The organism is Fodinibacter luteus (genome assembly GCF_039541575.1).
Classification (GTDB): domain Bacteria; phylum Actinomycetota; class Actinomycetes; order Actinomycetales; family Dermatophilaceae; genus Fodinibacter; species Fodinibacter luteus.
In genome coordinates this window covers 159,752-182,515 of the sequence record NZ_BAABGM010000008.1, presented here as the reverse complement: position 1 = coordinate 182,515, position 22,764 = coordinate 159,752, and the positions used below count along the sequence as shown (strand labels likewise).

The following is a 22,764-nucleotide window of genomic DNA, read 5'->3' as shown; positions in this document are numbered from 1 at the left end:
CCAGCATGGTCCGCCCGCAGCGCTGCTGGCTAGGTGGTGTCGGCAAACTCTCGTGGGTCCCGGGTGCGGGACGAGCCGGCCGTCACCGACGTGCCCGCCTCGCCGCGCAAGGCGGCCTCGACGTGCTCGGGGTCGGTGATCACGGCCCGCTCTCCCCCGCCCTCGAGGAACTCGCACACGGCCCGGATCTTCGGCGCCATGCTGCCCTCCGCGAAGTGGGTGCCCTCGGCGAGGTACGCCCTGGCCTGCTCGAGGGTGAGGTGGTCCACCCACCGCGCCCGCGGCGTGCCGAAGTCGAGGGCGACCCGCTCGACGGACGTCGTGATGAGGAACAGCTCGGCCCCCAGCTCGCGCGCGAGCAGGGAGCAGGCAAGGTCCTTGTCGATGACCGCCTCGACCCCGAGCAGGTCCCCCGCCGCGTCGGCGGCGACCGGGATGCCGCCACCCCCGGCCGCGACGACGACCGCCCCGCTCTCGACGAGGGTGCGGATCGCGTCGAGCTCGACGATGCGGCGCGGTTCCGGCGAGGCGACGACCCTCCGCCAGCCGCGGTCGGCATCCCGGGCGACGTCCCAGCCGTCCTCCTCGCGGTGCCGTCGTGCGGCGTCCTCGTCGAGGAAGGACCCCACGGGCTTGCTCGGTCGGCCGAAGGCCGGGTCGTCCCGGTCGACCTCGACCTGGGTGACGACGGCGACGACCGACGTCCGGACGCCGTCGCGGCGCAGCCGGTTCTGCAGGTTCTGCGCGAGTGCGTACCCGATGGCCCCCTGCGTGTCGGCGCCGCAGACGTCGAGCGGCACCCGGTGCAGCTCGTGGGCGGCCAGGTCGGACCGCCGGAGGATGAAGCCGACCTGCGGCCCGTTGCCGTGGCCGATGACGACGTCCCACCCGTCCTCGACGAGGGCCGCGACGTGCTCGGTCGTCTCGTGGGCGGCGATGTACTGGGAGCGCACGTCCTGGTGCTGCCGGTCCTTGATGAGCGAGTTGCCGCCGATGGCGACGACCATCCTGCGCCGCATGCCCGATCCCTTCATCGCATCGTCAGCGCCATGACGGCCTTCTGGCCGTGCAGGCGGTTCTCGGCCTGGTCGTAGACCGCGCTGCGCGGGCCGTCGATGACCTCGTCGGTGACCTCGACGCCTCGCTCCGCAGGCAGCGGGTGCATGTACACGGCGTCCTCGCCGGCCGTGGCGAGCCGACGGCCGTCGGTGACCCACGACGCGTACCGGTCGAGGAGACGTGCCTCCTCGGCCTCGTCGGTCGCCGTGAGCACGGCGCCCCAGCTCTTGGCGTAGACGACGTCGGTGCCCCTGATGCCCTCGTCGAAGTCGTCGAGGACCTCGAAGGAGGCCCGGCTCCGGCGCGCGTTCTCCCGCGCCTGCTCGACGACCTCCGGCATGAGCGCGAACTCCGGCGGGTGCACGAGACGCACGTTCATCCCGAAGCGTGGCAGCAGCAGGATGAGGCTCTGCGGCACGCTGATCGGCTTGGAGTACGACCGCGCGCAGGCCCAGCTCACCGTCGCCGTGCGACCCCGCGGGTCACCGAACCGTTCGATGACCGTCATGAGGTCGGCGAGGGCCTGGTGCGGGTGGAACTGGTCGCACTGCATGTTGAGCACCGGCGCCCGGCTCGCCGTCGCGACCTCGCGCAGGTAGGTGTTGCCCACGCCCCAGTCGACGTTGCGGATCGCGATGCCGTCGTTGTAGCGCCCGAGGATCTCCCCGATCTCCTTCGCGGTGTCCCCGTGCGCGATCTGCGTCGACCGGCTCTCGATGAACTGCGCGTGCCCCCCGAGCTGGGCCATCCCCGCCTCGAACGAGGCGCGGGTCCGGGTGCTCGCGAAGAAGAAGAGCATCGCGAGCACCTTGTCGCGCAGGTACGGGTGCGGCTGCCCGAGGGCGCGGTCGCGCTTGAGGGCGAAGGCGACGTCGAGCACGGTGTCGACCTCGTCCTTCGTCCACTCCTGGAAGTCGATGACGTCCCGGCCGCGCAGGTTCGTCTGCATCGCCGCGGGCCCTACTCGACGGCCCCGAGGACGAGCGCGAGCAGCGCCATCCTCAGCACGACGCCGTTGGCCGCCTCGACCCAGTAGCGGGCGTGGCGCGTCGCGTCGACGTCGGTCGGCAGCTCGTCCATCCGGGGCAGCGAGTGCAGGATGATCGCGTCGCGCCGCGCCTTCTCGCGCAGCAGCTCGCGGGTGACCCGGTATGCCGCGGGCGTGCGCCCGCGCTCCTGCGTCGCCTCGACGCGGGCCTGGGTGTAGTCGGCCTGCACGACGGGCTCGACGTAGATGACGTCGGCGTCCGCGATGCACGCCTCGACCGACTCGACCGCGCGGTAGGTGACGTTGCGCTCGTCGAGCTCCGCCGTGAAGTCGTCGAGCAGCGACATGTCGGGCGGGGCGACGACCATCGCCTCCATGTCGAACTGCGACGCGGCGTACAGGAGCGAGTGCATCGTGCGCATCCGCATGTCGCCCACGCAGAGCACCCGCAGCCCGTCGAGCGTTCCCCGCTCCCGCCAGATCGTGTACAGGTCGGTGAGCACCTGGGTGGGGTGCTCGCCCCAGCCGTCCCCGCAGTTGATGACCGGCACCGAGGACCACCTGGCGGTCTCCTCGGGGGCGCCCTGCTGGTGGTGCCGCATCGCGATGACGTCCCCGTAGTACTCGAGCATCCGCGCGGTGTCCTTGAGCGACTCCTGGTAGAAGTCGCCGGCGCGGGTCATCTTCGCGTCGGAGAAGCCCAGCACGTGCCCGCCGAGCCGGTGCATCGCGGCCTCGGTCGACAACCGGGTCCGGGTGCTCGGCTGGTAGAAGGCCGTGAGGAGCGTCTTGTGCCGCAGCAGGTCGGTGTTGCGCCGGCTCTCGGCGTGGGGGCGCAGCTCCTCGGCGACCGCGAAGATCCGGAAGTACTCCTCGCGCTCGACGTCCCGCAGCGACAGGATGTCGCGCCCCTGGAAGCTTCTCATCGTGGCTCCTCCTCCATTCACTGGGCGAACGTGTCGATCATGAGCCGGACGTCGTCCCCGACCGGGTAGAGCACCGGGCAGGTCGACCCGGCGGCGAGGTACTCCTCGACCTTGGCGCGGCACTCGTCAGGGCTCCCCGACGCGGTGATCTGCTGGACGACGTCGTCCGGCACGAGCCGCATGGCCCGGCGGATCTCCTCTGGTCCGGCCGGCCAGGTGAGCACCTCGCCGATCCGGTCGAGCAGGTCGGGGTCGACGCCGCTGGCGCGCATGATGTGCGGCTGCTGCCCGAGGTACTGGGTCAGCAGCTCGCGCGCGCGGTCGAGGGCGAGCGAGCGGTCCCGGTCGACCGAGCAGACGACGAGCTGCGGGCGGTCGACGTCGTCGAGGGTGCGCCCCGCCCGCTCGGCTCCGGCCGACAGGGCCGCGAGCGCACGCTCGCCGTACTTCGGTTCGACCATGTAGTTGAGCAGGACCCCGTCGGCGATCGCGCCGGCGAGCTCCATCATCTGCATCCCGGTGGCGCCGATGTAGATCGGCACCCGTCGGGGCGTGCGGTCGCCGTGGACGACGTCGATCTCGACGTCGTCGAGGTGCACGAAGTCGCCGTGGTAGGTGACCCGCTCCATCGCGAGGAGCCGGCGGGTCGCCTCGACGGTCTCCCGCATGGCCCGCAGCGGCCGGCGACGGTCGATGCCGACCTTGCGCGCGAGCGGGTCCCACCAGGCCCCCAGGCCGAGCAGCACGCGTCCGGGGGCGAGGTCGTCGAGCGTCGCGAAGGTGGCGGCGAGCAGCCCGACGTTGCGGGTCCAGATGGGCACGACCCCCGCCCCGACCTTGACCCGGCTCGTCACGGCGGCGTACGCCGCCATGGGGACCGTCGCCTCGCGCACGAGGCGGCTCTCCGCCTGCCACACCGCCTCGAAGCCGCGGTCCTCCGCGTAGCGGGCGTACTCCATCCCGTCGCGCAGCGGGTGGAGGTCCTGCAGGTACAGGGCGACCCTCATGACTGGCTCCCTCGGGGCTCGAAGGGGTGCGGAGGGACCGACTCGAGCCGGGCCCGGAGCCGGGCGGCCTCGCGAGCGCCGTCCGCGGCGACCTCCGCCTCGTCGAGCCGCGTCGACCGGCGGTCGGCGATGACGAGCTCTCCCGCGACGACGACGTCGCGGACCTGCGCCGACGACAGGCCGAGCACCCAGTGGTCGGCGAGGGTGTCGGCGGTCACCGTGCCCGGGGCCGGGTGCTCGAGCACGACGAGGTCGGCCGGCGCCCCCGGACGCAGGATGCCGAGCAGCGGCTCGTCGTGGACCCGTCCGGCGAACCTGGCCCCCTCGGCGAGGCGGGCGAGCGGCCACGCCGTCGTCGTGCCGAGGTCGGCCTCGCGAGCCCGCAGGTAGCCGGCCTGCGACTCGGCGATCAGGTCTCCCCCGATGCCGTCGGTGCCCAGGGCCACGCCGGCGCCGACGTGGGCGAACGGTGACTGGCCGACGGCGTTGCCCATGTTGCTCCGCGGGCAGCACACGACGGTGGCACCGGAGCCGGCGATCCGGGCCACCTCCGGTGGGGACAGGTGCACGCAGTGGGCGAGCAGGGCCCGGTCGGTGAGGACCCCCGCGCGCTCGAGGCGGTCGACGACCCCCGCGCTCCCCCGCGCCCGGGCATCGTCCTGGTCGACCTCGCCCTCGGCGACGTGCACGTGGACGCCCACCCCGGCGCCGCGCGCGAGGTCGGCGAGCTCGCCGAGGGTGTCGTCGCCGAGCGTGAAGGACGCGTGGGCGCCCACCATCCCCCGGGCCAGGGTGTGCGATCGGGTGAGGAAGCGCCGGTTCTCGGCGAGGCCCGCCCGGGCCCGTCGCGGCCCGTCGCGGTCGGTCACCTCGTAGCAGAGCACGCTGCGGATGCCGACCTGCGCCAGGGCCTCGGCGATGACGTCGAGCGAGCCGTCGACCGCTTCGGGGGACGCGTGGTGGTCGACGACCGTCGTCGTCCCGGCGCGCAGCGCGTCGAGCCCGGCCCGCAGCGCCGAGGCCCGGACGGCATCCTCGTCGAGGGCGCGGTCGAGCCGCCACCACACCCGCTGGAGGATCTCGGTGAAGGTCGTCGGCGGGGGCAGGTGGTACGGCATCCCCACGGCGAGCGCGGAGTAGAGGTGGTGGTGGGCACAGACGCCACCGGGTACGACGAGCGTGCCGGAGCAGTCCCGGCGGGGCACGAAGGGGGGCGCGACCCCGACCGCGACGACCCGGTCGCCCGCGAGCACGACGTCGGCGTGCACGACCTCGGGCGGGTCGAGGTCGGTGACCACCGTCGCGCCGCACAACGCGAGGGAGGGAACGAGGCCCGAGACCTCCGCCATCGTGCGCACCTGCTTTCGTCCGCTTCCCAGAATGCTCCTGGGGCGGCCCGTGCCGCCATGACCACGGTCACCCGTGCGGTGACCGGTCGACCCCGGTGAACAGCACCCCCACCCGGTCGCCGGGGCCGACGGTGCCGTCGGCGACGAGGTCGAGCAGGCCCGCCAGCCCGGCCGAGCCCGTGGGGTCGACGGCGCACCCGGCTGCGTGGCCGAGGTCGTGCGCCTCGACGAGGCGGTCCTCGGTCACGACGAGCGGGTGGCCGCCGGTGGCGAGCATGCCGCCCACCACGGCGACCCAGTCGTAGGTCTCGTCGTCGAGGATGCCGGTCGCGAGGCTGTGCGGCTCCGCCTCCCACGGCCACATGAACCGTGACCGGTGCCGGGCGGCACGGTGCATGGCCCGCTCCACCTCGGCGGCCGACGGGGTCGGGGGCAGCCCGGCGCGCACCCGGTGGTAGGCGCGCTCGAGGGGGTGCCCCCCGGTCGTCTGCACCGTGTGCACCCGGGGGGCCCGTCCGATCGCGCCGAGTCGCACCGCCTCGTCGAGGGCCTGGACACAGGCGCTGGCCAGCGCTCCCCCACCGACCTGGACGACGAGGTGGTCCAGCGTCGTGCCCGCGACGCGCAGGTCGGAGACGACCTCCTGGGCCAGGGTCTCGCCGCCCTCGACGACGAGCCCGTTCTCGGGCCCCTGGCAGCTGAGCGGCAGGGAGCCGGCGGTCACCTCGGCGCGCAGCCGCTGGAGCGTCGGGTCCCCGTCGACCCCCGGCTCGCGCGCACAGGTGACGACGTCGGCACCGAGCTCGCGCAGCCCTGCGAGCACGGAGCGGTCGGCGTCGACCGGCACGAACACCCGGAGCCGGCGGTCCGCCGCGCGCGCCAGGACCGCCGCCGCGAGGGCGGCGTTGCCGCAGCTCGCGATGACGAGGTCGGGCCGCGCGCCGGGGTCCGCGAGGCCGAGCCGCTCCGCCACCTCGAGGTGGAGCAGGACCCCCATGAGGTGGCGTCCCTTGTGCGATCCGCTGACGTTGCCGGTCTCGTCCTTGACCCACACTCCCCCGCCGGCGGTGCCGGGGTCACCGCCGCCACCGAGGCCGAGCCGCTCGGACAGGATGCCGTCCCGCCGGAACGGCGTCGCCCGGAACCCCGTCCCGGCGACCCGTGCCACGGCGTCGTCGAGGCGGCAGGTCAGCTCGACGAGCTCGTCGTCGGCCACGCCGGCGGCTCGGGCCCGGTGGTGGCTGTGGAGCAGGCCGCGGTAGTGGACGAAGGGTGACGCTCCGCTGGCCGTGCCATCGGGGAAGCGCACCTGCTCGGGGTCGAGCACCCGGGTGAGCACGTGGTCGACGTCGCCGCGGCCGGCCCGCGGGCAGCGGAACGGGAACGGGTCGTCCGGTGGCGGCGAGGCACCGCAGCCGAAGCAGACGAGGCGGCTGGCCGGCATCCCCACCCGGCTCACCGCGCCGCGACGCCGGTGCGCTCGTTGAACTCGACGACGAGGTCGTCCCACGCGTCGATGCTGTCGAGCAGGCCCGTCCAGAACTCCGGGTCGCGCCGGGCGACGAAGTCCTCGACCGAGGTCCCGCGCTGCTCGACCCACGTGTAGTAGCCGAGGTTGAAGATCCGGTCGCGGTCCGCACGGGTCGCCTCGAGCACGTCCCCGGTGTCGGCGCCGAGCACCCACTGGCCGAGCACGCGCGCGGCCGCCGCCTCGTCGAAGCCGTCGGCGAAGTCCCGGGCCCGGATCCGTCGCCGCTCGCTCTCGTAGAGCTCGGCGCCGTCGGTGGCCACCGTGACGACGACGTCGTCGGGGCCGAGGTCGCGCAGCCGGGCGAGCTTGACGGCGGCGACGACGTTGCAGATGCTCGACAGCCCGAACGACGGCAGCGCGGCGAGGGTCGAGTCCGGCACGCCGCGCCGCTCCCGCAGGTAGGCGAGGCCGGCCGGGTCGTCGAACAGCACGGAGAGCTCGTCGGTCGCGCGGTCGCTGACGCCGACGACGGCGTCGGTCGCGTGGACGTGGTGGATGAGCGGGACGTGCTTGTCACCGATGCCCTGGATGTTGTGCTCGCCGAACCCGTTGCGAAGCAGCGTCGGGCACTCGAGCGCCTCGACGGCCACGATGTCGGCACCGTAGGCCTCGGCGAGGTGGTCGCCCGCCCCGAGGGTGCCGGCCGACCCGGAGGCCGCGACGAACGCGTGGAGCCGCAGCCCGGCATCCTCCTCGCGCAGGTGCTCGAAGACCGTCCCGAGCGCCCGGCCGGTGCACAGCCGGTGGACGAGGTGGTTGCCGAACTCGGAGAACTGGTTGATGACGACGTTCGCGGGGTCCTGCGCCAGCTCGTCGCAGCGCTCGTAGATCTCCCGCACGTTGCTCTCGGTCCCCGGGGTGGTGATGACGTCGTCCGGGGAGGTCACCCAGTGGCGCAGCCACGCGAAGCGCTCGGCGCTCATCCCCTCGGGGAGCACGGCCACCCCGCGGCAGCCGAGGATGCGCGAGATGGCCACCCCCCCGCGGCAGTAGTTCCCCGTCGAGGGCCACACGGCGCGCTGGGACCCCGGGTCGAAGCCCCCGGTGACGAGGCGCGGGACGAGGCAGGCGTACGCGGGCAGCACCTTGTGCGCGCGGATCATGGGGAACCGGTCGCCGAGCACGACGACGACCCGGGCGGCGACGCCGGTGAGCTGCGGTGGGAGCACGACGTGCTCGGGCACGCTGACCGACGAGCGCCGGGTGGCGTCGTTGAACCAGTGGATGCGGAAGAGGTTGCGGGGGTCGGCGTCGTCGGGCCCGACCCCCTCGAGGGCGGCCGTCACCCGCTCGGGGACGAGGGTGGGGTCGGCGAGCTGGCGCAGGGTGGGCAGGACGACGCCCGCGTCCCGCAGGTGCGCGACCGCGCGGTCGCGGGTGCGCTCGTCGACGACCCGGTCGGGGAGCTGGAGTGGTGGCACGACGTCTCCGTTCGGGGGGTCACACCAGCCGTTGGAGGCGGCTGGCGATGGTGTGGTGGCGGCGGAGCATGTCCTCGAGGCCGGGGCGCACGAGGGCCCCGTCCTCGACGACCGGCCGGCCGGCGACGACGGTGTGGCGGGGGGCGAGGGGGCCGCAGCGCAGCCACGCCTCGACGGGGTCGGTCAGGGCGCCGGCGAAGCGGATGCCGGTGAGCGGCCAGCACACGAGGTCACCCACCGCCCCGGGGGTGAGGGTGCCGAGCTCACCGGCGCGACCCAGGCACGCGGCGGACCCGCGGGTGGCGATGTCGAGCACGTCGCGCGCGGTCATGCCCGTCGGCCCCCTGCGCTGGTGGCCGAGGAGCAGTGCCGTGCGCGCCTCGAGCCACAGCGAGGCGTGGTCGGTGGAGGCGGAGCCGTCGCAGCCGAGCCCGACGGGGGCGCCCGCGGCCCGCAGCTCGGCGACCGGGGCGGTGCCGCCGCCACCGATGAGCATGTTCGACGAGGGACAGTGGGCCACACCCACCCCGGCGGCGCCGAGCCGGCGCACCTCACCGCCGTCGGGGTAGATGCAGTGCGCGACCCAGCTGCGCTCGCTCATCCACCCGACGTCCTCGAAGTGCTCGACCGTGCGGCAGCCGAAGGTGCGGGCCGCGAAGCGGTCCTCGTCGGGGTCCTCGGCGAGGTGGGTGTGCAACCGCACGTCGAGCCGCTCGGCGAGCTCGGCGGTGCGACGCATGAGGTCGGAGGAGACGGAGAACGGCGAGCAGGGCGCGAGCGCCACCCGTACCATCGCCCCCCACGAGCGGTCGTGGTGGAGGGCCACGAGCCGCTCGCTGTCGGCGAGGATGTCGTCGTCGTCCTGGACGACCGAGTCCGGGGGCAGCCCACCGTCCTTCTCCGACAGGCTCATCGAGCCCCGGGTCGGGTGGAAGCGCATCCCGAGCTCGTGGGCCGCCGCCACCTCGGCCGACACGAGGTCCCCCGCGCCCCGGGGGTGCACGTAGAGGTGGTCGGTCGTCGTCGTGCACCCGCCGAGGGCGAGCTCGGCCAGCCCGACCCACGTCGAGACGTGGACGGCCTCCTCGTCGAGCCCGGCCCACAGCGGGTACAGCGTCGTGAGCCACGTGAAGAGCGAGGCGTTGACCGTCGGCCGGTAGGCCCGGGTGAGGTTCTGGTACATGTGGTGGTGCGTGTTGACGAGGCCGGGGGTGACGAGGCAGCCGTCGGCCCGCAGCACCCGCTCGGCGGCCGGGCGCTCGTCGAACGGCCCTCCGACCGACTCCACGAGGCCACCGCGCAGCGCGACCCATCCCCCCGCGATCTCGCGGTCCTCGGCGTCGAGCGTCGTCACGAGCTCGGCCCCGTCGACGAGCAGCTCGACGGTCACCCCTCGACCGTACCGACCGCGCGTGCGCGTGGCACGGGGGTGCGCCCGAGAACACAGGCCCGGCGGGAGCGCTCAGTCCGCGAAGGCGTCGACGGCGTCGGTGACGTCGGCGAGGAGGGGGTCGAGGCGCTCGCCGCCCTCCGGCGGGATGGCGCCGGACTCGACCGCCTTGCCGTACTCCTCGACGAGCTTGTCGGTCTCGTCGGCGACCTTCCCCGCGTCGTCCTCGCGCAGCGCCCTCTCGATGTCCCGCACGATGTCGTCGAGGGTCTTGGCGGTGTCCCGGTCGACGACGTCGTCGCGCTGGAGGACGCCGAGCTCGTCGGCGAAGACGGACAGCGCACCGGCGACGGCCTCCGCAGGATCGGGCTCCTGCGTCGTCGGCGTGGGCTCCTGCGTCGTCGGCGTGGGCGTGGGCGTCGGGGTGGGGCTCGCCGTCGTCGGCGTGGGTTCGCTGCTCGGCGCCGACGTCGTGACCGTCGCGGTGGACGTCGGCGTCGCTCCCGCCTGCTGGGTGTCGTCCGGGCGCAGGAGGAGCCACAGCACGAGACCGACGGCGGCGAGCGCGACGGCCGCGAGCACCCAGGTGAGCGCCCCGGTGCCCCGCCCCTCGGGCTCGGGCTCGGGGTCGAGCGGCGCGCTCGGCGGGACCGGCACGACCGGCGGGGGCGGTCCCGGGTCGAGCCGCTGCGTCGTGGCGGCACCGGCCGCCGGCAGCACGGTGGTGCCCCCACCGGTCAGCGGCTCGCGCGCGACGAGGGCGGCGGCCACGGTGGCGGCCCCGGCCGGGCGGTCGGCGGGGTCCTTCGCGAGCAGCCCGTGGACGAGGTCGGCGAGCCAGTCCGGCGTGTCGGGGCGCAGGTCGCGCACGTCGGGGACGAGGTCGTGCGCGTGCATCATCATCGTCGCGACCGGGGTCGCGGCGCGGAACGGCGGACGTCCGGCGAGCAGCGCGTACAGCACGCACCCGAGGGCGTAGAGGTCGGCCCGCCCGTCGACGCGACCGCCGAGGGCCTGCTCGGGCGCGAGGTACTCGGCCGTACCCATGACGGTGTGGGTGGCGGTGAGGGCCTGCGACCCGGTGGACTCCGCGAGCTGGGTGATGCCGAAGTCGAGCACCCGGACCCGGCCGTCAGAGGCGTAGGCGATGTTGGCCGGCTTGATGTCGCGGTGCACGAGGCCGCGGGCGTGGGCGGCGTCGAGTGCCGACGCAACCTGCCGCCCCACCTCGACGACCTCCTCGACGGGCACGGTGCCCTCGGCGATGCGGTCGGCGAGGCTCGGTCCGGGCAGCAGCTCCATGACGAGGTAGGCGGTGTGGTCCTCGACCCCGCTGTCGTGCACGGTCACCACGCCGGGGTGGTTGAGCCCGGCGGTGACCCGGGCCTCGCGCTCGAAGCGCGCGGCCCCCGACTCGTCGGGGACCCGGCGCAGGTCGATGATCTTGACGGCGACCTCGCGGCCCAGCACCGAGTCGGTACCGCGCCACACCTCGCCCATGCCGCCGCGGCCGATCGGCGCCTCGAGGACGTACCGGCCGGCCAGGCGTCGCTGCTCGCTCGTCATCACCGCAACCCTACTGGCACTCCCGTAGCCTGTCGGGTGTGCTCGAGACCGTGACGGCGACGCGCTTCGTCGCACCCCTGCGCGAGGGCGGATCCCTGCCGGGGCTCGTCGAGGCCGACGACCTCGGCACCTACGTCGTGAAGTTCACCGGCGCCGGGCAGGGGCGCAAGGTGCTCGTCGCCGAGGTGCTCGTCGGCGAGCTCGCCCGCCGCCTCGGCATCCCCACCCCCCGCCTCGCGGTCGTCGACCTGCCGAGCGCCATCGCCCGGTACGAGGCCGACGAGGAGGTCCAGGACCTCCTCAACGCCAGCCCCGGTCGGAACCTGGGCGTCGACTTCCTCCCGGGGTCGTTCGGCTACGACGGGTCCCGGGCACCGGACGCCGAGGACGCCGGGGCGATCCTGTGGCTCGACGCCTACACCGCGAACGTCGACCGCACCTGGGCCAACCCCAACCTGCTCGTCTGGCACGGGCGCACCTGGGCCATCGACCACGGCGCCTCCCTGTGGTTCCACCACTCCTGGCCGAGCCGGCCGCCGGACGTGCGACGGTTCGTCGACCAGCCGTTCGACCCGAGCCGGCACGTGCTCGCCGCCGTGGCCACCCCGGTGGCGCAGACGCACGAGCGGCTCGCCCCGCTCGTCACCGACGCCGTCGTCGAGGAGGTCGTGGCGCTCGTGCCCGACGAGTGGCTCGAGCCGACGTCGAGCCTGCCCGACCCCGATGCCGCCCGCGCCGCCTACGTCGAGCACCTCACCCTGCGCCTCGCGGACCCCCGGGCCTGGATCGGAGCGGCGTCATGAGCCACCCGTACCAGTACGTCGTGCTGCGGTACGTCCCGCGCGTCGACCGCGGCGAGTGCCTCAACGTCGGGGTCGTCGTCCACTCCCAGTCGGCGGGCGTGCTGCGCTGCGCCTTCCACCTCGACGAGCCGCGCATCCTCGCCGTCGCGCCGGATGCCGACCTCCCCGGCCTGCGTGCCGCCCTCGAGGCCGTCGGCACGATGTGCGAGAGGCCCCCGAGCGAGGTCGACGCCACCCTGTCGACCCAAGGCAAGCGCTTCGGCTGGATCACCGCCCCCCGCTCGACGGTGCTCCAGCCCGGTCCCGTCCACGGCGGCTCGGTCGCGGACCCGGCCGCCGAGGCCGACCGGCTGCTCGACCGGCTCGTGCGCTAGTGCGTTGCACCGAAAATTCGCAAGATAGCTAGAAGAGCGCCGACGACGAAATCCTCGACTCGATCGGACGACTTCTTACAGGAATCTCAGGCGCAGGACACTAGTCGTTCGCGCCGAGCCCTGCCCGACGTGCCCGCTGCACCGCGTCTGCGCGGTCGGCGGCTCCCAGCTTGGTGAGCACCGACGACACGTGGTTGCGGACGGTCTTGTCGGAGAGGAAGAGCGCCTTGGCGATGCGCCGGTTGTCATAGCCACGGGCGAGGAGGTCGAGGACCTCGCGCTCCCGGTCGGTCAGCTGTGGGAACAGCTCGCGTCCGGGCTGGGCCGCCAGTCCGGAGAACCACGCGCCGAGTCGATCGGCTACCGCCGGGCTGAACACGGCGCCTCCGGCGGCGACGGTCCGCACCGCGTGGAGCAGGTCCTCCCGTCCGCCACCCTTGACGAAGTAGCCGCGGGCTCCCGATCTCATCGCGGCGACTACTGCGGCGTCGTCGGCCGACATCGTGATGACCAGGACCTTCGTGGCAGGGCAGAGGGCCGTGATCTCGCGGGTCGCGTCGGCGCCCGAGCCGTCCGGGAGGTTGAGGTCCATCAGGACGACGTCGGGGAGCAGCTCTTCGGTGAGCGCGAGTGCGGTGGCGACGTCGTGGGCCTCACCGATGACCTGCAGGTCTTGCTCACCGGCCAGCGCTGCGCGCACCCCGTCGAGAAACAGCGGGTGGTCGTCGACGAGCAGTAACGAGGTCACGAGGACACCTCCGAGATGGGTAGGAAGGCCTGGATGCGGGTGCCGCGCAGGCTCGTGGGAGTGGAGACCACGAGTCGACCACCGAGCTCCTCCGCGCGGTGGTGCATCGAGGTGAGCCCGACGCCGCGGCCGTCACCGGGCTGAAGACCGACCCCGTCGTCCTCGATGGTGAGGACGAGGACGGTGTCCTCGACGGCGAGGCTCACGGTGACCTGGCTCGCGCCGCTGTGCCGCACCACGTTCGCCAGTGCCTCGGCGGCGATCCGGTAGGCGGCGGCCTCGCTCGCCGGTCCCACGTCGGGAAGGGAGCCGACCTCGACGGTGACGTCGAGTCCCGGGGCACGCACGCGGTCCGCGGCAAGGGCGATGGCACGGCCCAGCCCGAGGTCGTCCACCCCCGGTGGGCGCAGACCTTCACAGATGTGTCGCACCTCGGCGACCGCCTGCGCGATGCCTTCACCCGTGCCGTCCAGGAGCCGTTGGGCGGTTGCGTCCCCGACGAGTCGGCGCGCCGACTCCACCTGCAGCCTCATCCCGGCGAGCGTCGCCCCGAGGCCGTCGTGCAGCTCCCGTCTCAGACGCCTCCTCTCGACCTCGCGGGTGGCGACGAGGGCCTGTCGGCTTCGCTGGAGCTGCTGGTGGAGCTGGAGTGCTGCCAGGGCCGGTGCGGCCTGGTCGGCGACGTGAGCCAGGATCTCGGCGTCCCGAGGGTCGAGCCTGCGCTCGCCCGGGCGTGGAGCCACCCGAAGCCGCCCGACGACCTCACCGCGGTGGCGGAACTCGAAGGCCGGTGCGCCCTCGGGCACCGAGCCCCCCGCCTCTGCCACGGCCCGGCGCTCGTGATCGACGTCGAGCTCGACCTCGGCGCCCCCCAACCGCAGCGAGGTGACGACGCGGTCACAGACGACATCCGGCACGCTCGACACGTCCAGGCCAGCGGTCGCGAGGTCCTGACCCAGGAGGGCGAGCACGGCGTAGGGGTCCGCGCGTTCGCCGTAGTAGAGCCGGTCCACCCCGGCGGAGAGTCGCTTGGCGAGGGGCTGGAGCACCACGCCGGTGATACCGGCGGCGAGTGCGGCGCCTGCCGTGGGGCCAGGGCCGAGAAAGGCGCGAAGCAGCGCCAGGGCGCTGACGTAGAGCCCCGCGAGGCAGACGGCCAGGCTCGCGGCGACCAGAGCCCGGCGCACCGCGAGGTCGAGGTCGTAGAGCCCGTGCCGGGTCACGGCGACACCGATGGCCAGCGGCAACAGGAGGATCGCGACGGCCTGGGCGAGCACGTCCCACGGTGAGGGGATCGCCCCCTGCGCGAGAGTGACCGCGAGGAGCAGAGCGGCCGGCACGACGAGCACGGCCACCTGGCGCCGGGCCACCCCGTGCGAGGAGCGCACCCGCACCACCAGCGCCGCGAGCCCTGCGAGCACCGCCGGCCCCACCAGCAGCGCACCCGGCACGGTGAATGCCATGGCGACCGTCTCCGAGGTGACCGGCTTCTCGACAGGGACCTGACCCAGGAAGGGTTCGGGGTACAGGCACACCCCCACCGACAGCAGGGCGGTCCCGACCACGGCGCAGCGCGCCGCAAGCCGCCATCCCCGCCCGAGCAGCAGACCGTCCGGGTAGAGCAACGGCACCAAGGTGATGAGCGGGAAGAAGCCCGGCACCCACAGCCAGCCCTGCAGCTGCACCAGGACCGCGGTGGAGGTGGCATCCGGCGGAAGAACGAGGGCAAGCGCGGTGCACAGCGCCGCGAACGCGGCCGCGACCCCGCTGACCAACATCACCCGACCGAGGGTGCGGGCGCCGGCCGTGACCTCGGCCACGGCGATGCCCACCGCGATCACCGGGAAGCCAAGGCCGACCGCCGCGTCGACGAGCACCTGGGGAGCGGGCGCCAGCGACCAGACCTCGCCGGTGAGGACGACGATGACTGCGACGACCGAGGCCACCACGGCCACCACCGCTGGTACGAGGGTGGCGATCGCGCCGGTCGCGGGTGCGCCGCCGGCGGCGCTGAGGACGCCGCCGGCCCCGCGGCGCCGGAGCGGCCGCGGGGCGACGTCGGGCGCAGGCATGCGCCGCAGTGTAGGCATCAGGTGGCCCGGTTCAGCGCCGGTTCCGGGACTGCGCGAGTCGCGGTGCGAGGAAGGACACGGCCCCCAGTGCCAGGACCGTTCCGGACCACACCGGAGACTCGCCCGTGGCCAGGCCCGCAGCGCCGATCACGCTGCAGGCGCCCGCCACCCAGCCGAACAGGCCACGTGCCTGGCGGACGGTAGCCCCGAGCAGCGCCAGCACGGTGAGGGTCGTGACCACCCAGGCCATGTCGAACAAATGCGGGTTCTGCGAGTGGTAACCGGTGGTCGCAGCGTTCTGCAAGGCGAGCTGGTCGACGGCGTACGGCATGAGGACCGCCCCGATGATCAGGGCGAGCGGCGTGAGCACCGGATCCACACAGACCGTCCCGCGCAGCCGCGGCCGCAGGGGAAGGGCAGCCCACAGGAGGGCGCCGGTCACCGTGATGACGGCCAGCAGCACTCGCGCGCCGCCGCCCCCGGCCACCGCCGAGGCGGCAAGTCCCGTGCCCATGAAGGCGAGGTGACGGTAACCCGCAGCGGTCGACGGTCGCCGGCCGCGCCATCCGGCTCGGGCGAGGGGCAGGACCGCGCCGAGCCAGAGGATCGTCAGGATCAGGCCCTGCCCGGTCAGCTGGTGGAAGCGGTGGTCGGCGTCGGCGCCGGTCAGCAGCATCGCGGTGATCGTCACCGTGAACATGATCGGGATGGCGCTGGCGGCTAGTGCAGCGGTGGCGACCGCGACGCGACGGCCAGCGCTGGGACGGGAGACTCCGGTGGAGTTCTCGGTGGACGGGACGGGTGCTGTGATGGTTGTCATGACGGCAACGCTCCCGTGCCCGATGTCCCGGGCACATCGCCGCAATGTCCCGAGGATGTCCCGGTCGAGCCGCTGCCGGAGACGCGGTCGACGGCGCCGTGCTCCAGACCCCCGGTCCGCCCTTCAACCCGGTGCGAAAGCACAGCTACGACGTCACCGGGACCTTGGTCTGCCTTGTCGGCGTCGCCATCATCATGTCCACCCCTCGCAACGCGTGAACGCACCCTCGGCCTACTCCCTGCGGCCAGGCGCAGACCCAGCACTGGAGCAAGTCGCCAAGATGCGTCTCTCCGCAGCAGTCAGACAACCCCACCCGCGAAGGCCCCCCGGCTACGAACGGGAGAACGTCTAGTGTCCTGCGCCTGAGATTCGTGTAAGAAGTCGTCCGATCGAGTCTCCTGGGCCGTGCACCCGCGGCGAGTGCGGAACCGGGTGCCGCGGCGACCGCGGGCGCCCGCACGGCGAGGTGTCAGCCGGGCACGCGCAGCGCCCACGCCGCGACCGCGCCGGCGGCCGCGACGTTGAGCGAGTCCACGCCGCCGCGCATCGGGATGCGCACCGTGACGTCGACGGCGGCGACGGTGTGCCGGGAGAGCCCGTCGCCCTCCGTCCCGAGCACGAGCGCGAGCCGGTGCGGGGGGTCGGCGGCGAGCACGTCGAGGGCGACGGAGTCGTCCTCGAGCGCGAGGGCGGCCACGGTGAAGCCGAGCTCGCGCAGCCGCTCGACTCCGCGCGGCCACGGCCCGGTCCGCGTCCACGGCACCTGGAAGACCGTGCCCATGGAGACCCGGATGGCGCGGCGGTAGAGCGGGTCGGCGCAGCGGGGGGTGACGAGCACGGCATCCACCCCGAGGGCGGCGGCGCTGCGGAACACGGCCCCGACGTTCGTGTGGTCGACGACGTCCTCGAGCACGAGGACCCGGCGGGCGCCGTCGAGCACCTCGGGCAGGGACGGGAGGGCCGGGCGGTGCATGGCGGCGAGTGCGCCCCGGTGCAGGTGGAAGCCGGTGAGGCCCTCGATGACCTCGTGCTCCCCCACGAAGACCGGGATGCCGGCCGCCTCGGCCCGCTCGACGAGGTCGGCGAGGTCGGCGAGCCAGCGGCGGGCCATGAGGTAGGAGCGCGGCCGGTGCCCCGCGGCGAGCGCCCGACGGATGACCTTCTCCGACTCCGCGATGTAGAGCCCGCGCTCCGGCTCGGTGCGGCGGCGCAGCGCGACGTCGGTCAGCCCGACGTAGTCCACGAGCCGCTCGTCCTGGGCGTCGGTGATCAGCTCGGGCACCCGTCGATCGTAGGTGCCCCGGGCAGCGACCACGGTGGGGTCGCCTCGGCGTCAGCCCAGGACCGCCCGGGCGATGACGACGACGCTCGCCACGACGCAGAAGGCGAGGACGGCGAGGCGGAAGCGGTCGGCGTCGACCCGCGCGCGCAGGGGTGCGGCGGTCGCGTAGCCGAGCAGGACGAACGGCACCCACGCGAGGCCGCCCACGACCTGCTCGCCGGTCAGCTGCCCGCCGAGGGCCAGCCCACCGATCCCGAGCGCCGACCCGGCGAGGAAGAAGACCGCGAGGGTCGAGCGCACCCGCTCGGGGCGCTCGTGCTGGAGCACGAGGGCGAGGAACGGACCGCCGATCGCGGCCGCCGTGCCGGAGACACCCGAGACGGCACCGGCGACCGCCGCGTTGACCGGGGTGGGCCGCAGCTCGATGGTGCGGACCGACAGGGCCACCGTCACGAGGATGAGCACGCCGACGAGGGCCGCGATCGCGCGGGGGGAGAAGGCGGCGACGACCGCCACCCCGAGCGGCGTGAACACGGCACGGGCCCCCAGGGCCCACCCCAGGGGCCGCCACGCGATGTCCCGGGTCCCGTGGGAGAGCTGGAGCACCGGCAGCGCCATGGCGGGGACGAGCAGGGCGGCCGGCATGAGCTCGGGGGCGAGGAGGACGACGAACGGGGCGGCCACGACCGCCATCCCGAACCCGATCGTCGACTGCACGACGCCCCCGGCGAGGACGACGAGGCCGAGGGCGAGGACGAGGGGCCAGTCCATCACGGCACGCTGAGCAGCCGGGCGATCGCGACGAGCCCGATGACGACGATGACGGCGCGCAGCACCGGCGGCCGGAGCCGGCGCCCCACGGTGGACCCGACGACCCCGCCGACGGTGGCGCCGACCGCGATGAGCAGGACGACGAGCCAGTCGATCTGGTCGGGTGCGACGACGACGAAGACGACCGCGGCGACGGCGTTGACGATGGTGGCGAGCACGTTCTTGTAGCCGTTGAGCCGCTGGATGGGGTGGGTCGACAGGGCCCCGAGGACGCCCATGAGGATGATCCCCTGGGCCGCGCCGAAGTAGCCGCCGTAGACCCCGGCACCGAACACGCCGGCCTGCATCGCCCGCTCGTGACCCCGCTGCGACGCCGTCCCCTCCGACCGCCTGCGCTCGGCCCAGGCGCTGAGCCGGGGTCCGGTCACGACGAGGACGAGCCCGACGAGGATGAGCACCGGCACGATCGTGCGGAACAGCTCGGGGTCGAGGACGAGGAGGAGGACCGCACCGGCGACCGCCCCGACGAAGGACATCGGGGCGAGCCGGAGCAGGTCGGCGCGGGCCCCGACGAGCTCACGGCGGTAGCCGATGCTGCCCGTGAGCGCACCCGGCACGAGGCCGATGTTGTTCGAGATGTTCGCGGTCACGGGCGGGACGCCGAGGAGCAGCAGCGTCGGGAAGGTGATGAGGGTGCCCGACCCGACGATCGTGTTGATCGTCCCGGCGCCGATGCCCGCGAGGACGACGAGCAGGGCATCGAGCGCGGACACCCGGACACCCTATGCGGGTGCCCGGGTGCCGAGGTCGCGTGGTCCGGTCAGCGCGGCGGGGGCGGCGGGGGCTGCTCCTCGCCACCAGGTGCCGGCGGTGCGGGCGGCGCGGGGGGTGCCGGCGGTGCCACCGGGGGGGCGTCGGGACGCGGCGGCACGGCATCCGGTCCGGGCTCGATGGGCGGCTGGACGCGCGACGCAGGGGCGGCGTGCTCCTCGGCCTCGCGGCTCGCGAGGCCGGCCTGGCCGCGGGCCCGGGCCAGCGCCTCGGCGGGGTCCTCGAGGGTGGTCTCCTCGAAGGCCTCGGCCATCTCGCCGGGGTCGACCCAGTCGTCCTCGCCGCCGTCGTCGAAGCCGCCCTGGCCGCGGCCGAGCATGCCCCCGATGCCCTTGAGGGCGTCGGTGAGCTCGCTCGGCACGATCCACATCTTGTTGGAGTCACCGCGGGCGATCTGCGGCAGCACCTGGAGGTACTGGTAGGCGAGCAGCTTCTGGGTCGGCTTGCCCCGGTGGATGGCGTCGAAGACCTGCTGGATGGCGCGGGCCTGGCCCTGGGCCTCGAGGATGCGGGCCTGGGCCGAGCCCTCGGCACGCAGGATCTGGCTCTGCTTCTCGCCCTCGGCGGTGAGGATCTGGCTCGCCTTGGTGCCCTCGGCGTTGAGGATGATGGCGCGCCGCTCGCGCTCGGCCTTCATCTGCTTCTCCATGGACTCCTGGATCGACTGCGGCGGGTCGATCGCCTTGAGCTCGACGCGGTTGACGCGGATGCCCCACTTGCCGGTGGCCTCGTCGAGCACGCCGCGCAGCTGGCCGTTGATCTGGTCGCGGCTGGTCAGGGTCTGCTCGAGGTCGAGCGAGCCGATGACGTTGCGCAGCGTGGTGACCGTGAGCTGCTCGATGCCCTGGATGAAGTTGGCGATCTCGTAGACGGCGGACTTGGGGTCGATGACCTGGTAGTAGATGACGGTGTCGATGCTGACGACGAGGTTGTCGCTCGTGATGACCGGCTGCGGCGGGAAGGAGACGACCTGTTCGCGCAGGTCGATGTTCGCGCGCACGATGTCGACGAACGGCACGAGCAGGTGCAGGCCCGGCTCGAGGGTGCGCGAGTAGCGCCCGAGCCGCTCGATGATGAGCGCCGTCTGCTGGGGGACGATGCGCACCGTGCGCATGAGCACGACGATGACGAAGCCCGCCAGCAGGAGCAGGACGATGAGCGGGACGATGCCGTCTGGCATGGGTCAGCCTTTCGCGAGGCGCCGGGTGGCGCGTCAGGGAGTGGGGTCGGGGGGTGGCGCGGCGGCCTGGGGCGGCGCGACGGGGACGACGATGGCCGTCGCCCCGTGGATGGCGATGACGCGGACCTCCGCACCCGGCGGCACGACCGACGTGGTGCCCTCGGCGAGGCGGGCCGACCAGGTCTCGCCGGCGAGCTTGATCCGGCCGTCGCTGTCGGTGACGGCCTGCAGGACCCGGGCGTCGCGCCCGACGAGGGCCGAGGTACCGATGTGGTGGTCGGTCTCGTCGTCGGTGAACTGCTTGCGGATGAGCGGACGCACCCCGAAGAGCAGGAGCATCGCGACGACGACCGCGACGACGACCTGCATCGCGAACGGGGCGCCGAGCGCCGCCGCGAGCGCACCGGCCAGTGCCCCGCCGGCGAACATGAGGAAGACGAAGTCGACCGTCGCCGCCTCGATGGCGGCGAGGACGAGCCCGATCCCGAGCCACCACAGCCACACGTTGTCGCTCAGCCAGTCCATGGGTGGTCCCCTTCTGCGTGGTGCGTGGGCGCGGGATCGACGGGTGGCGTCCGCGGGCGCGGGCCCCGGGCGTCAGCGGGCGCGGGCCGCATAGCGGTCTCGGCGGACCTCGAGCTCGAGCGGCAGCCCGAAGGTGGCCTCGAGGTTCTCGGCGGTCAGGGTGATCTCGATCGGCCCCTGCGCGACGACCCGGCCCTCACGCATGAGCAGGACGTCGGTGAAGTTCGGCGGCACCTCCTCGACGTGGTGGGTCACGAGGACGAGGGCGGGGGCCGCGAGGTCGGCGGCGAGCTCGCCGAGCCGTCGGACGAGGTCCTCGCGCCCGCCGAGGTCGAGCCCTGCGGCGGGCTCGTCGAGGAGCATGAGCTCGGGGTCGGTCATGAGCGCGCGGGCGATCTGCACCCGCTTGCGCTCCCCCTCGGAGAGCGTGCCGAAGTGGCGCTGCGCGAGGTGGACCGCCCCGAGCGCCTCGAGGAGCTCGTCCGCGCGCCCCTCGTCGAGGACGTCGTAGGCCTCGCGCCAGCGCCCGACGACGCCGTACGAGGCCGTGACGACGACGTCGCGCACGCGCTCGTGGCCCGGGATGCGCTCGGCGAGCGCCGCGGACGCGAGCCCGATGCGCGGCCGCAGCTCGAAGACGTCGACGGTGCCGAGGACCTCCCCGAGGATGCCGGCCACCCCGGTCGTGGGGTGGATGCGCGCGGCGGCGAGCTGGAGCAGCGTGGTCTTGCCGGCCCCGTTCGGGCCGAGGACGACCCAGCGCTGGCCCTCCTCGACCTCCCAGCTGACGTCGTCGAGGATGACGTTGCCCCCGCGGACGACGCTCACGCCGGCCAACGCAAGGACATCGCTCATGCGGTGAACCCTAACGGGTCACGACGACAGCATCCGGCGCCTCAGCACGTCGAGGTACACCTGGTTGGTCTGCTCGCCGATCGAGGCCCAGGAGAACGACTCCACGGCGCGCCGCCGCCCCGCGAGCCCCATCCGGTCGGCCCGTGCGGTGTCGGCGACGGCCTCGGTGAGGGCCGCGGCGAGGTCGGCGACGAACCGGTCGGGATCGACGGGTGTGCCCGTGCCGTCCTGGACCTGCTCGATGGGCACGAGCCAGCCGGTCTCGCCGTGGACGACGACCTCGGGGATGCCGCCGGTCGCGGTCGCGACGACGGGCAGCTCGCACGCCATCGCCTCGAGGTTGACGATGCCGAGCGGCTCGTAGACCGACGGGCAGACGAACACCGTGGCACTGCTCAGCATGGCGACGACCTCGTGCCGCGGGAGCATCGTCGGGACCCAGACGACGCCGTCGCGGGTCTCGCGCAGGCCGTCGATGAGGTGCTCGACCTCGGCCTTGATCTCGGGCGTGTCGGGGGCGCCGGCGAGGAGCACGAGCTGGACCCCGGGCGGGAGTGCCGCGGCGGCCCGCAGGAGGTAGGGCAGCCCCTTCTGGCGGGTGATCCGCCCGACGAAGATGACACTCGGACGGTCCGGGTCGACGCCGTGTCGGCGCACGACGTCGTCGTCACGCTCGCGCTGCCACAGCTGCGAGTCGATCCCGTTGTGCACCACCCGCACCCGGTCGGGGTCGACCGAGGGGTAGGAGCGCAGGATGTCCTCGCGCATGCCGGCGCTCACCGCGATGACGGCGTCGGCCGCCTCGTACGCGGTCCGCTCCACCCACGAGGAGACCCGGTAGCCGCCGCCGAGCTGCTCGGCCTTCCACGGCCGCATCGGCTCGAGGCTGTGCGCCGTGAGGACGTGCGGGATGCCGCCCATGAGGCTCGCGAGGTGGCCGCCCATGTTCGCGTACCACGTGTGCGAGTGGACGAGGTCGGCCCCCTCGCAGGCGGCGGCGAGCGAGAGGTCGACACCGAGGGTCGCGAGCGCCGGGTTCGTGCCGGCCAGCTCGGCGAGGTCGGGGTGACCCGTCGTGCCGTCCTCGTCGCGGGGCTCCCCGAACGCGTGGACCCGCACGTCGAGGTCGCCGCGCTGGCGCAGGGCTCGGGCCAGCTCGGTGACGTGGACCCCAGCACCGCCGTAGATCGCCGGGGGGTACTCCTTGGTCAGGATGTCGATGCGCACGAAACTCACCCTAGTGACGCCCGAGGCCTCCCGGCGAGG

21 protein-coding genes are annotated in these 22,764 nt (G+C 73.8%); 2 read left to right on the top strand and 19 right to left on the bottom strand.

Annotated features, from left to right (window positions below):
- Window positions 1-29 precede the first annotated feature (29 nt).
- From ABD899_RS06815 to ABD899_RS06775, 9 genes are all read right to left on the bottom strand, one after another.
- Window positions 30-1,019 (bottom strand): carbamate kinase, encoded by a 990-nt coding sequence (locus ABD899_RS06815; protein WP_345203869.1) that lies wholly within the window; start codon window positions 1,017-1,019, stop codon window positions 30-32.
- 11 nt (window positions 1,020-1,030) lie between these two features.
- Window positions 1,031-2,008, bottom strand: a complete 978-nt coding sequence (locus ABD899_RS06810; protein WP_345203867.1) for an ornithine carbamoyltransferase — start codon at window positions 2,006-2,008, stop codon at window positions 1,031-1,033.
- 11 nt (window positions 2,009-2,019) lie between these two features.
- The gene (pyrB, locus tag ABD899_RS06805) at window positions 2,020-2,973 is read right to left on the bottom strand and encodes an aspartate carbamoyltransferase (RefSeq protein ID WP_345203865.1); all 954 of its coding nucleotides are present in this window, start codon (window positions 2,971-2,973) and stop codon (window positions 2,020-2,022) included.
- Between the two features lie 17 nt (window positions 2,974-2,990).
- Entirely contained in the window at window positions 2,991-3,980 is a 990-nt protein-coding gene (locus ABD899_RS06800) for an LLM class flavin-dependent oxidoreductase (RefSeq protein ID WP_345203861.1), read from the bottom strand.
- Window positions 3,977-5,329, bottom strand: a complete 1,353-nt coding sequence (locus ABD899_RS06795) for an amidohydrolase family protein (protein ID WP_345203902.1) — start codon at window positions 5,327-5,329, stop codon at window positions 3,977-3,979. Before ABD899_RS06795 ends, ABD899_RS06800 begins: the two co-directional genes overlap by 4 nt.
- A 67-nt stretch (window positions 5,330-5,396) precedes the next feature.
- Window positions 5,397-6,773 carry a pyridoxal-phosphate dependent enzyme gene (locus ABD899_RS06790; RefSeq protein WP_345203858.1) on the bottom strand — a complete coding sequence of 459 codons (1,377 nt, stop codon included), beginning with the start codon at window positions 6,771-6,773 and terminating at the stop codon, window positions 5,397-5,399.
- An 11-nt stretch (window positions 6,774-6,784) separates the two neighbouring features.
- Window positions 6,785-8,281: a pyridoxal-phosphate dependent enzyme gene (locus ABD899_RS06785; protein WP_345203855.1), complete on the bottom strand. Its 1,497-nt coding sequence runs from the start codon at window positions 8,279-8,281 to the stop codon at window positions 6,785-6,787.
- A 19-nt stretch (window positions 8,282-8,300) separates the two neighbouring features.
- Window positions 8,301-9,671 carry an 8-oxoguanine deaminase gene (locus ABD899_RS06780; RefSeq protein WP_345203852.1) on the bottom strand — a complete coding sequence of 457 codons (1,371 nt, stop codon included), beginning with the start codon at window positions 9,669-9,671 and terminating at the stop codon, window positions 8,301-8,303.
- A gap of 72 nt (window positions 9,672-9,743) precedes the next feature.
- Window positions 9,744-11,237, bottom strand: coding sequence for a serine/threonine-protein kinase (locus ABD899_RS06775; protein WP_345203850.1), 1,494 nt, complete (start codon window positions 11,235-11,237; stop codon window positions 9,744-9,746).
- A 38-nt stretch (window positions 11,238-11,275) separates the two neighbouring features.
- Here ABD899_RS06775 and ABD899_RS06770 point away from each other — a divergent pair, with 38 nt between their 5' ends.
- Window positions 11,276-12,040 (top strand): HipA family kinase, encoded by a 765-nt coding sequence (locus tag ABD899_RS06770; protein WP_345203847.1) that lies wholly within the window; start codon window positions 11,276-11,278, stop codon window positions 12,038-12,040.
- On the top strand, window positions 12,037-12,414 hold the full coding sequence (locus ABD899_RS06765; RefSeq protein WP_345203845.1) for a DUF3037 domain-containing protein: 378 nt from the start codon (window positions 12,037-12,039) through the stop codon (window positions 12,412-12,414). The genes ABD899_RS06770 and ABD899_RS06765 overlap by 4 nt, the downstream gene beginning before the upstream one ends.
- A 100-nt stretch (window positions 12,415-12,514) precedes the next feature.
- On the opposite strand, the gene ABD899_RS06760 is transcribed toward ABD899_RS06765, so the two are convergent.
- The 10 genes from ABD899_RS06760 to glgA all read right to left on the bottom strand — a co-directional run bounded on the left by ABD899_RS06760 (window position 12,515) and on the right by glgA (window position 22,725).
- Entirely contained in the window at window positions 12,515-13,162 is a 648-nt protein-coding gene (locus ABD899_RS06760; protein ID WP_345203843.1) for a response regulator, read from the bottom strand.
- Complete coding sequence (locus ABD899_RS06755; protein WP_345203841.1) at window positions 13,159-15,234, bottom strand: sensor histidine kinase; 2,076 nt, start codon at window positions 15,232-15,234, stop codon at window positions 13,159-13,161. The genes ABD899_RS06760 and ABD899_RS06755 overlap by 4 nt, the downstream gene beginning before the upstream one ends.
- Before the next feature lie 31 nt (window positions 15,235-15,265).
- Entirely contained in the window at window positions 15,266-15,925 is a 660-nt protein-coding gene (locus tag ABD899_RS06750; protein WP_345203838.1) for a hypothetical protein, read from the bottom strand.
- A 598-nt stretch (window positions 15,926-16,523) separates the two neighbouring features.
- Window positions 16,524-17,336 carry a TrmH family RNA methyltransferase gene (locus ABD899_RS06745; RefSeq protein WP_345203835.1) on the bottom strand — a complete coding sequence of 271 codons (813 nt, stop codon included), beginning with the start codon at window positions 17,334-17,336 and terminating at the stop codon, window positions 16,524-16,526.
- A 51-nt stretch (window positions 17,337-17,387) separates the two neighbouring features.
- A complete protein-coding gene (locus ABD899_RS06740) occupies window positions 17,388-18,107 on the bottom strand; it encodes a sulfite exporter TauE/SafE family protein (protein ID WP_345203833.1) in 720 nt (239 codons plus the stop codon).
- The gene (locus ABD899_RS06735; protein WP_345203831.1) at window positions 18,107-18,880 is read right to left on the bottom strand and encodes a sulfite exporter TauE/SafE family protein; all 774 of its coding nucleotides are present in this window, start codon (window positions 18,878-18,880) and stop codon (window positions 18,107-18,109) included. Before ABD899_RS06735 ends, ABD899_RS06740 begins: the two co-directional genes overlap by 1 nt.
- Window positions 18,881-18,927: 47 nt before the next feature.
- Window positions 18,928-20,118 carry an SPFH domain-containing protein gene (locus tag ABD899_RS06730; RefSeq protein WP_345203828.1) on the bottom strand — a complete coding sequence of 397 codons (1,191 nt, stop codon included), beginning with the start codon at window positions 20,116-20,118 and terminating at the stop codon, window positions 18,928-18,930.
- Window positions 20,119-20,151: 33 nt separating this feature from the next.
- Window positions 20,152-20,643 carry an NfeD family protein gene (locus ABD899_RS06725; protein ID WP_345203825.1) on the bottom strand — a complete coding sequence of 164 codons (492 nt, stop codon included), beginning with the start codon at window positions 20,641-20,643 and terminating at the stop codon, window positions 20,152-20,154.
- A 72-nt stretch (window positions 20,644-20,715) separates the two neighbouring features.
- Complete coding sequence (locus ABD899_RS06720; RefSeq protein WP_345203823.1) at window positions 20,716-21,498, bottom strand: ABC transporter ATP-binding protein; 783 nt, start codon at window positions 21,496-21,498, stop codon at window positions 20,716-20,718.
- An 18-nt stretch (window positions 21,499-21,516) separates the two neighbouring features.
- On the bottom strand, window positions 21,517-22,725 hold the full coding sequence (gene glgA / locus ABD899_RS06715; protein ID WP_345203820.1) for a glycogen synthase: 1,209 nt from the start codon (window positions 22,723-22,725) through the stop codon (window positions 21,517-21,519).
- Window positions 22,726-22,764: the final 39 nt, after the last annotated feature.